Source organism: Cyanobium sp. Aljojuca 7D2, assembly GCF_024346415.1.
GTDB lineage: Bacteria > Cyanobacteriota > Cyanobacteriia > PCC-6307 > Cyanobiaceae > Cyanobium_A.
This window is the reverse complement of sequence record NZ_JAGQCX010000021.1, coordinates 1-9,635: the sequence shown is the minus strand read 5'-3', so window position 1 is coordinate 9,635 and position 9,635 is coordinate 1. Positions and strand designations below refer to the sequence as shown.

At 46.9% G+C, this 9,635-nt stretch carries 6 protein-coding genes; 4 read left to right on the top strand and 2 right to left on the bottom strand.

Annotation, left to right across the window (positions count from 1 at the left end; translation table 11 throughout):
• Nucleotides 1-1,042 precede the first annotated feature (1,042 nt).
• Nucleotides 1,043-2,218 carry a sulfotransferase family protein gene (locus tag KBY57_RS14100; protein WP_254996536.1) on the bottom strand — a complete coding sequence of 392 codons (1,176 nt, stop codon included), beginning with the start codon at nt 2,216-2,218 and terminating at the stop codon, nt 1,043-1,045.
• Nucleotides 2,219-3,137: 919 nt separating this feature from the next.
• Between KBY57_RS14100 and KBY57_RS14095 the strand changes: the two genes are divergently transcribed.
• Nucleotides 3,138-3,446, top strand: coding sequence for a hypothetical protein (locus KBY57_RS14095; RefSeq protein ID WP_254996535.1), 309 nt, complete (start codon nt 3,138-3,140; stop codon nt 3,444-3,446).
• Nucleotides 3,447-3,806: 360 nt separating this feature from the next.
• On the opposite strand, the gene KBY57_RS14090 is transcribed toward KBY57_RS14095, so the two are convergent.
• The gene (locus tag KBY57_RS14090; protein WP_254996534.1) at nt 3,807-5,063 is read right to left on the bottom strand and encodes a serine hydrolase domain-containing protein; all 1,257 of its coding nucleotides are present in this window, start codon (nt 5,061-5,063) and stop codon (nt 3,807-3,809) included.
• Between the two features lie 83 nt (nt 5,064-5,146).
• On the opposite strand from KBY57_RS14090, the gene KBY57_RS14085 reads away from it, so the two are divergent.
• The 3 genes from KBY57_RS14085 (at nt 5,147) to KBY57_RS14075 (ending at nt 9,482) form a co-directional block, all read left to right on the top strand.
• The gene (locus KBY57_RS14085) at nt 5,147-6,226 is read left to right on the top strand and encodes a tetratricopeptide repeat protein (RefSeq protein ID WP_254996532.1); all 1,080 of its coding nucleotides are present in this window, start codon (nt 5,147-5,149) and stop codon (nt 6,224-6,226) included.
• A gap of 6 nt (nt 6,227-6,232) precedes the next feature.
• Nucleotides 6,233-8,767: an HlyD family secretion protein gene (locus KBY57_RS14080; RefSeq protein ID WP_254996531.1), complete on the top strand. Its 2,535-nt coding sequence runs from the start codon at nt 6,233-6,235 to the stop codon at nt 8,765-8,767.
• 475 nt (nt 8,768-9,242) lie between these two features.
• A complete protein-coding gene (locus KBY57_RS14075; RefSeq protein ID WP_254996529.1) occupies nt 9,243-9,482 on the top strand; it encodes a hypothetical protein in 240 nt (79 codons plus the stop codon).
• The last annotated feature ends 153 nt before the right edge of the window (nt 9,483-9,635 follow it).

Here is a 9,635-nt window from a genome sequence, read left to right as displayed (position 1 = left end):
CCTTGATACGCAACGACAGAGGGGCGGGCATCGCTGGAGCTCCAGACCGTGATCGGAGCCCTGTTGTCGCGTCCTGAGACCCGCCTATGTAGTTGGCGCGACCCGCCTACCTAATTGTCGTCAAATACGCCTGGATGAGAACGTCCTCCAGATCTAGCTCGCCGAGCAACCGCCGCAACACCGCCTGCTTGTGGTTTTTGCCAGTGGTGTAGCAAGCCTGGCTGATGGCGACACCCAAGGCGGCTGAGTAAAGCCCCACCTGGGCAATGAACGCTGAACCGCCGTCGACGGTGGGCTCGATTGAGCCCCTAAGGGTCTTGCCAACCGCGTCGCGGAAGCAAGGGGCTACACACACCAGCTGATCGAGATCCGATGCTCCCCCTGGGATTTGGGCGATCGTTCAGTTACGAATCGCCCCGCTAGCGATGCCACGTCCACCTGTTGGAAGAAGTAGCCAAACGAGGAGTCCGATGGCGGCCGACGCAGCTCCAGGCCGAGTGCTTCTGCGAGAACGGCGTGGTGGCGAATGGCATAGGCGAAGCCTTCTCCGAAGGAGTGACGCTCAAGAACCCGCAGGCTCTGGCATCCGCGCAGGATTCCCAGAATAGCCAGCCGTAGAAGGTACAAGATCTGAAAACGAACCCCGCGCCCCATCCGCGCACCTGGGATCGACCTCAGATAGCTGATCAGGTCGGTATTGATTGCGCCAGAGGCGCTTTGAAGAACAAGTAGTGAGCAATTCTGCAGACCTCAACTCATGCGAAAAGAGCTCCGACATGGAAAATCTGCCGGACTTTTAATCGGCTCTGCATCAAGCAGACCTATGATAGCACAAACATCAAGGGGCAATATCTAGCATTTTTAGCGAACAAAGACTTCTCTACTGCCTTTTGCCAAGACCCTAAAGAAATCAAGCTTAAAATGATTGATTTTGCAACCCTGTTTCGGGGGAGTATACATAGATACTGCCGGGCGTGTCAAGCTATGACTGATAGCGCAAAAATGGAGGAGAAGAATTTATAACGGCATAAAGTTGCAGCCGTTAATCATAGAATACACGGGAAAATAGATCGTAATCCAAGGGGGCGCAATCCTCTTGATTATAATTGTACCCACGTTCGCGAGATTGCTGGGAAGAGATGTGTTGGGATATCATCAGCTCGAATTCAGGAGAAGGAGGGAGGTCGCAGAAGTCAAGTATCCGTAGAATTTCCGAACGAGGGTCTGAAAGTAGGTCTTCAAACCGCACGTGACAAATTCTCTTTGGTGAGGACAATGAGAATGTAGCGTAAAAGCGAGCCACCATATTTGCCTGTTCTACAAGCCACTCATACCAGGTTGGCCACCACTCTGGGTCTTCAAGGTGAGCACGAGAGCAAGTCTTCGAAAGAGTCGACAAATCAAGCAGGGGCTTTAATGACGCAAGGTAGTCCTGTGGGCGACGAGTAATAACAATGAACTTTGAAGAGGAGAATCTCTTTGAGAGGGACGGAAGCCTTTCATTTGAGGCAACTTCCTTTGACAAGAAATGAGAATTAGGAGGCTTTAGAAGAGAAAGTGATGAAATAATAAAAGAGTAAAAACGCTCGAGCTTTTTCGATGAAGTTTCTGTGGGCTCCTGTGAAAAAGCAAAGTTTAAGCGACGCTTGGGAAGATGAAGGAATTGATATGGATGGTGACCGCATCGCTCCTCAAACAAAATTGCATCCTCCTCATAGTCGCCCAATCTATTCGGATGCATTTTGGAAACCAGTTGCTCAACAGGAGATCCCGACCAATAGTTTCTTGTGGAGGCAATACGCTTCACACCGGTGAGATGAGCAATCACCTGAATAGTCAAGGAGGGGTATCGCCACTCAAAATGAGTAAGCCCATAGAACTGGTGAGATGAATTAATTAGAAGACGATGCAATAGCGTAGAGCCGCTACGCGGAGTGCCACAAATAAAGACTGGGTATCTAGATGGAGACAGGCGTCGAGTGACGCAAGCAATCAGGAAGTCAATCGGAAGCAAGAGTAAGCCAATGGGAGCGTAAGCCACCAAAGAGAACAAATGCCTGAAGAGACTCCATCGAGCCACAGGCTTTAAGGTGGCATCAAACAGAGAGGGAATAATTTTCGCAACCGCCCGCCACAAAGGAGCGGGATAGTATGCAAGATACAGGGCAAAGCCGAAAAGTAGATATATTCCGAAGATTGAGCGCAAGACTTCAGTCATAGCTGCTGATACTCTAATGCTGCCAAGCCTGCCCACATGCCTAGCAGCGTGGCCCGCATAGGTCAGCGCCTGGGCTTCCCGCAGATGCCCTGAAATCTGCCCAGATTGCGTGGCTGCAACGGCTTTAAGCGAGAGAATGGGGCATGCTCAATCCCAAATCCTTCCGCTACTGGAACCCGAAGCAGAGATATGGTCAACTGAAAGTCAGGAACAAGGCGGCTGGCGAGGGCATTGTGGCTGCGGTTTTTTCGGGACTGCTCTCGTCACTTGGCCCCGCCTTCTGGCACACGCGATCTGATCGCCTCTCTGCAGGTCCTGCCCGAAGGTCGTAAGCGCCGAGGTGTGTGTTACCCCAATAGCTACTGCTGTTGATGCTCCCCCGGTGTCATCAGCGGCTGCCGCAGCGCCAGGTAATTGGAGTTGCCCAAGGCCCCTTTCGATTCCACCTTCTTCTATTTGTTTGAACGGGTGCAACTGGAGCAGCTCTTTGGCCTGCTCTGGGATTAGATGCTTGCCCAGATTGCCGGTCAGGACAAGGATGTCGACCAGCTCATCTGTGACGGCAAGACCCAGCGAGGCTCTGCCGCTCAGCTAGGAGTTTGTCGCGGATAGAGCGTTCGCACGGCTGCCAGGACAAGCGCTGTTGATCAGCCCAGTCGGCACAGCTGTGATCGGGTGTCCCTGAATCACAGAGGCTGATTCACCACTTCCTGGCCTCAACCCAACGTGCGACACACTCCTAGGCCCGTGAGCTGGGTGTGGCCATCGCCCAGATCGCGTTTGACAGCGGTGAATCACACGTGCGGATTGTTTTGAAGGCCTTGCCAAGCACTCTCGAACTGGAGGATGTGCTGATCCAGGTGGATTCGCTGCACACCTCGAGCGCGTTTTACAACTCCTCGCCTAGCAGAGCACCGTCTTGCTCCTGACCGTTAAAGGCAACCAGTGGCGGCTTAGTCAGCAGATCGTCTTCCAGTTCCGCGGCCACCGGCACCTCCCAGTGATGAAAAGCGATGTTGAGGACAGCTGTGGCAATCAGGTGCGCTGGCAGCCCGCAATGCAACTAACGCCATTCGAGAGCGTTAGGTGGGTGCCAGCCAGCTGGATCGTCGAACTGGTGAGCAGTGGACGGCAAGGCTGCAAGTCCTTCCGCCAAGTCCACGATTTCCTCACGATCCTGCGCACCAGAACGAAAGCACTGCTGCGACGGTGCATCAGCGCTGAGTAATCGAAAATCAGTGGAACTGTCCACGCGATACACAGCGCGGTGAGGACGTCCAACGCTACAGCCTTCGTAATCGCGTTCAGGTGTTGACCTTGGTGTTGACCTTGGCGATCAAACTACTACGTTACAAGGGATTTCGCTCAATCCGGCCTGGCCTGATAGCCGTGAGGCATGACATCTGGTGAATCGTTGGTGGAGCTAGCGTCAGCCCTGCAGAAACTGGATAAATTAACAATCTGTCCCTGCCCTCAGGCTATATTCAGACCCAAGGGATTCACGCCCCCGGGAGGCAGCCTAAGCGGATGAGGCATGACAAGCCTTTTTCATTGAATCTTGACTAATGAAGGAAATTTCGCCGATGAGTTACTTTACACTATTCTCTACAAGGTTGCGTGCCACCTGATAAATGCGGTTAAAGTTGCCACGATTGGAGAGGATGACAATACCAATTTTGGGACTAGTGCGCCAGACTAAAACTGATGTGTAGCCAGAAGTGCTAGCTGTTTTAACAGCAAACTGTCCGCCATTCTCTGATTGATGAAATGTAAAGCCATAACCAATGGTATGCTGGCCCACGCGAGACAAAGGTCGCGACATTTGTCTAAAAGGATACATCAGTGAGTTTGCAGAGATGCCGGTTAGCCCACGAAGGAGAATCAACATATCTTCTGCATTACTGATTAATTCGCCTGCCCCAGCCAAAGCCCCCATGTTTGGGATAGGCGCAGCCTGCAGGTAATCACCTCGCCAAGAATAACCAATTGCAAAATTTGACCTAACAAAATCGGAACCACCAGTTGCTATGGTGCTTTTCATAAGTAGAGGCTTCAATATTTTCGAGGCAACCATGGCATGGTAGGATTTATAATTAAGGCGATTTTGCAGGGCCAGTGCAAGGATTCCAAAGCCAAGGTTTGAATACTTTGTGTTTGACCCTGGTGGAAATTCAAGAATTAAATCCGATTTCAACCAAGTTGAAAGCATGTCAACAGTATAATTTCTACCTGGATTGAATTGGTCAAAATCTGATAAGCCATCATGATCGAGATCACGATAGTCAGCAAGATTTGAGGGATAATTGGGCAAACCAGAAGAGTTGGTAACCAAGTGACGCAGGGTTATATTTGGTTCAAGGTAAGCGAGTGAAGCCGGAAGGATATTATTTGCAGACTGATCAAGTTGCAACCGTTTCTCATATATAAGCTGCGTAAGCATTAAACCGGTAAAGACTTTAGTAAGTGATCCGATCGGGAAAAGCGTTCCTTGATCAGGAGGGTCATTGGATCCGAGCTTCTTAGAGCCAAATGAAAAATACTTATCACCCTCCTCGGTTACAACACCTATAACAAGTCCAGGAGTAGCTTGAGGATTGCGACCAGAAGGATCCACGAGACGTGGGGCATTGGTGGAGATATATCTAGAGATGCGATCAAGAGATGCAATGCGAAGAGGTTTTTGTGTAATAGTACGAGAAGGGTTGGAGGCTGCTTGAGCTTGTACCTGCTCTTGAGGTAAGCTCTCTGTGCTCAGTGGAGATATAGCTTTGCTGACACTACAAGAAGTCAGTAAAGTAGACAACAATGCTAGAAAAATTAGCTTCTCATCCTGGGATGTGGTCATAGTTCGTGCGGAGGTGACTTGACTGTAAGCTCTGCCGTTCGGGATGGCGTAGGAGGTTATGATGGTGTGAAACTCCTAAAGCCATGCAGCAGATCCCTGAAAGCCTTAAAAGAATCCTAAAGGAATCCAAAGAGCTTCTTGAAGAACAAAGCGAAGCTTCGGCTCATGACGCTCGAGAGCTGCTTCTAGAACACCCAGACGCAGCTGAAGTCCCACTTTACCATTTAATGCTAGCAAGGTGTGCAAAGCTTTGCGGAGATGTAGAGTCAAGTATTAGGCATCTTGAAAAAGCTCTGGAATTAAGCCCTGATAACACAACGGCCCTGTTAGTTGTTGCTGAATATAAACTGAGAAAGCAGAAGAAAGAGGAGGCCAAAGAACTACTGCGACGAGCTAAGAATTCGCCAGAAATCCAAATTGAGCAGATAATAAAGATTTCCCAGCTCTTGGCCCAAGCAGACGAGATAGGCGAAGCAGTCGAGTTTTTGCAAGATGCTCAGGCTTCTAGGCCAAATGTGCAGTTGCTGAGAAAAGCATATGCTACTTCGCTCAAGCTAGCTGGTCTGAACGAATCATATGAGAAGGAGACATTGCTGTATCTAGAAACACAAGATCTAAAAGAAACAGTTGAAGACCGGTTACAGCTTGGCAAGTACTATTTAAGTAACAAAGAATACGATAAGGCCCTCGGAGTCCTAACTCCTCTTCGGAGTGTGCATGACCAAATTTCTAAAGAGAAAAGCAAGGATTTGCTTTTTATAAATTTAGCTCTGTGTTATGTCAAGGTTGACAACAAAGACCGGGCAAGAGAGATGTTAGCCATGGTCAAAAGAAATGATACCTTAATGTCTAATTACGTTTGGTCCGAACTTCAGTTTGCAGAGGGTGACATCGAGAATGCATTTAAGTCTGCAAGCGCAGTAAAGAGCATGGGCACAATGAAATTAAAAAGTGCCGAGATTAAATCTGACACACTGCAACAAGCTGCGTCAGTAAGTCCTAGTTCAGAAATCGAAAGAAGCATGATTGAAAATCGTCTCAGTAAAATTAAAGCAATCGGGTTAGATGGCTTAGAAGATGAAATGCTGGAGAACGATTCAGTGAGTGTTAGATCTTTTCTTGATAAATATGAGTATTCGATTATGATTGGAGTTGAGGGTTAGAATATAATGAAAAAATATGGCATCCGCGCAAGAAAAGGGGTTCGAGTTGCTGAAGGCCCTCAAGATACATGGATAGTTTATTACACGCATGATGGTAAGAGAAAGACAATTGAGATAAGCCACAACGAAGGCAAGGCTCTTAAAGTAGTTTTGCTTACAAACGGAATAACATCTGAGGAGCTAAGACAGAATCTAGGTCTTGAAACAACAACATTTAATGAGTGCTTGCAAAAGCTTCGCGTTCGCGACCTGATCGAAGAGGTAAGTGTAGATTTGATCAAACATAGTTCTGATATTGGCAATACTTCAATGTTAGTTGGCGATACTCGCCAGGATATTAGCAGTAAAAAGACTCAGCGCAATGATAGGTTTAAGCGCATAGATAGATATACATTTCTGATCTGCAATCTTCGCGATATGAGGTGGCTCGTAGATTTAGGATTGATAAAATGGCTTGGTAGATATAATTCTTATTTTCTTCTTCCAAGTATCCTGCTTTGTGTTTTTTCACTAAATTTATTTTATAATTCACCGTCAAAAGCATTGGGCAACAAATTTATTTCGGAAATATTTACAAATACATCTATTGTTGAAGTCTTTGGGGTATTTCTAGTCAGTCAGTTTATAACAATAGCTTATAAGATATGTGTTGGACTTGGAAAAGATTCCTTGTCTGGCGCATTATATTTGAAAATGATGGGTGGGTTCCATCCAGTTTTTGAAGCATCTCAGGACAAGCAATACGATCCTAAACAATGGGCCTCCAAATGGGAATACCTTTGTTATATCGCTTCTCCACAGATAATGAGAGCAAATCTCTTGTCTTTATCTGTGTTACTAGTGTACATAGGGTATCCGTTCGCAACTCAGTTAACCGGTTTTGCCCTCAAGATTCTTCTTATTAATATAAGTGTTGCATTGATAACACTGTTCTGGGCCGCTTTCCCTTCACCTGGAGCGCTCTCATTTAAATTAATGGAATTATACAACATAATCCCATCTAGGTTAGTTGGTTTGTCAGTACAGAAAGTCTTTTCAGGCGTTAAAACAGAATCGAATAGAAGGTACAGATTAGTTTTGCTTTTAATCGCGCTCTTACTGCTTGTCAAAGTATTATACTTGCTATTCTTCTTGCTGCCTGAAGCAATACATGATACTCCATTAGTTCTTGGCAGCTGGACCCCGCAAATACTATACATTACGATGGTAATCCTGGCCATAAAATTTATTGAATATAAATATAAGTCAAATTCTGCTAAAACGCCCTCGCAAGGCTCGAACAACTCTCAACAGCTTAAATTAAATAGATTTAGTGATGACAGCAGGCCGTCATCTGCAACGAGTTCAAATAATATCTCTGTACTTGAAAGCTTTAATTGGCACACGTTTGTTAGAACTAAAAGGAACCGACTTGTTGCGTTCGCACTGTTAATACTAATGATATTCCCCTACGCTTCAAGTGTAACCGGTACAGCAAAAATTAACGAAAAGATGAGTCTTGATATCAAGTCCTCGGAAAAAGAAACATCAATAGTCGAAAAGATTTGGCATGTAGGACCATCAGCCGAAATTATCAAAAAAGGGGATATACTCATATCAATGCAGTCTCCGTCTCTTGAGTCGTTAATCAACCAAGGGAAGGACCGAGTAGATTCACTTGTGAGGAGTGAATCAATCATTAAAACAGAGATTCAATCTCTTACAAAAGGAAGTAAATACGAAGAGTCTTTGAACGCCGATGATACTGTTCTTCAAAATGTCTCTGACCTTGATTCCCAGAAGTACGCAGTAAATTCCTTGAAGCGTCAAGCTTTAATTTTGGAAGATCAGGTAAAAACGTACCGTGATCTTGCGAGCAAGGGAGCATTGAGCGAGGTCCAATACCAAGATAAGTTGGTAGAGCTAGAGCAAAAAATGACTGCGTTAAAGGACTCTAATTCACAAGTAAATCGTATCTCTGCCGAATTAACTAAATCTAAGCGTAATAAACAGATCGAGCAAATTCTTTCACTCTCGGAAAGTCTCAACACTGCGTTGGATAAACTCAGGTCTACACAGTCTGACCTGGCATTAGAGAGAAAAGAATTACGTGAGTTAGAGAGGAGACAGCTCGATATGATAGTCAAGGCACCTTTTGATTGTGTTATCGACAGTGATACATCCCTTCTGCATGGTAAAAAAATCGCTTATGGCGAACAATTATTAAGCGTCAAGTCTGTTCCGTCAGAAGCGGTTGTTATTTCCGTTCCTGAGTATGATCGTGCTGATGTACAGATTGGAGCTAAAGTCGAGGCTCGTCTCTACTCAAAAGTATATGCTGAGTTGCGTGGTCGCGTTTCATCTGTTTCTCCGGTAACTACTAATAGTAACGACCAGGAGATAGTTGATGTTTACATATCTCTTGTTCATGAGCTGCCAAGTAATTTCATAGGGGCTTCAGGTACTGGTAAGATAAGAAGTGGATGGACTTGCTTGCTTTGGAACTTTGCTAAGCCTATTGTACGGTTTTTAAATGTTGACCTCTGGTCCATACTGCCCTAGACCGTTTTTTGAAACATGTTTTCCCTAACACATTCTTCCAATAATGGCATCTCCTTGCTATGTGCCAGCAAAATAGAAAGAAAGTTCTCCTGAATTAGGCTTGCTTCGAGCTATCTCTCATCAAAGCAGTCCTTGCCAGTTGGATTGCGATTTTGCGGTTTATCCCTAGATGTTTTCACTTGAGAACATTGTCCAGATCAAATGAAGTGGTGAACAGCATATATACATGTATGTCGTATGAGATAACCCCAATTGTCAGATGTCAATCAGGTCGAAAGTCCATTGCATCCTTGATCTGGTTGCCAGCTTAAGGATGTTTCATTTAAGACTGGTGCAGGATGGCGGCCAAGTGGGTCTGTGATGTGAGTGGGCGGCGTGAGGTCGGTGCGCCCGGTCCCTATCCGCATCGTAGACGGGCCTCTTTGGAGGCGGCTTTTCAACGCTACGGGTGCTGATTGCTGCATGCAAAAGTAGGTTGCTGGATAAGCTGGAGCTCCTCACCGGCTACTACCGCAAGTCGCTGCTGCGTCTGCTGAACCGGCACCCCTCACCAACGCCAGACGGTGTGGAAGCAATGGAGGAGAAGGGTGAGCTCAAACCCCATCCGTGCCGGCGCTATGGCCCTGAGGCTGCAGCGGCCCAGGTTCCCTTTTGGGAGGCCAGTGATCGGTTGTGCGGCAAGCGCCTGGTGGCTGTCAGATGTCAGTCAGGCTGAAAGGCGCTTAGCATCAGATATTTGTTACCCAGGGCCGACTGAAAGTCAGGCACAAGGCAGCTGGCGCGGCCATGCTGGTGCCGGTTTTGTCGGGACTGCTCCCGTCCGTTGGCCCATTCTGTTGCCAGTGCTGATCTGATCGCCTTCCTGCAG

Excerpts from the sequence above, each read along its gene's own strand:
- KBY57_RS14100 (WP_254996536.1), bottom strand. The coding sequence starts at position 2,218 with ATGACTGAAGTCTTGCGCTCAATCTTCGGAATATATCTACTTTTCGGC.
- KBY57_RS14090 (WP_254996534.1), bottom strand. The coding sequence starts at position 5,063 with ATGACCACATCCCAGGATGAGAAGCTAATTTTTCTAGCATTGTTGTCT.
- KBY57_RS14085 (WP_254996532.1), top strand. The coding sequence starts at position 5,147 with ATGCAGCAGATCCCTGAAAGCCTTAAAAGAATCCTAAAGGAATCCAAA.
- KBY57_RS14080 (WP_254996531.1), top strand. The coding sequence starts at position 6,233 with ATGAAAAAATATGGCATCCGCGCAAGAAAAGGGGTTCGAGTTGCTGAA.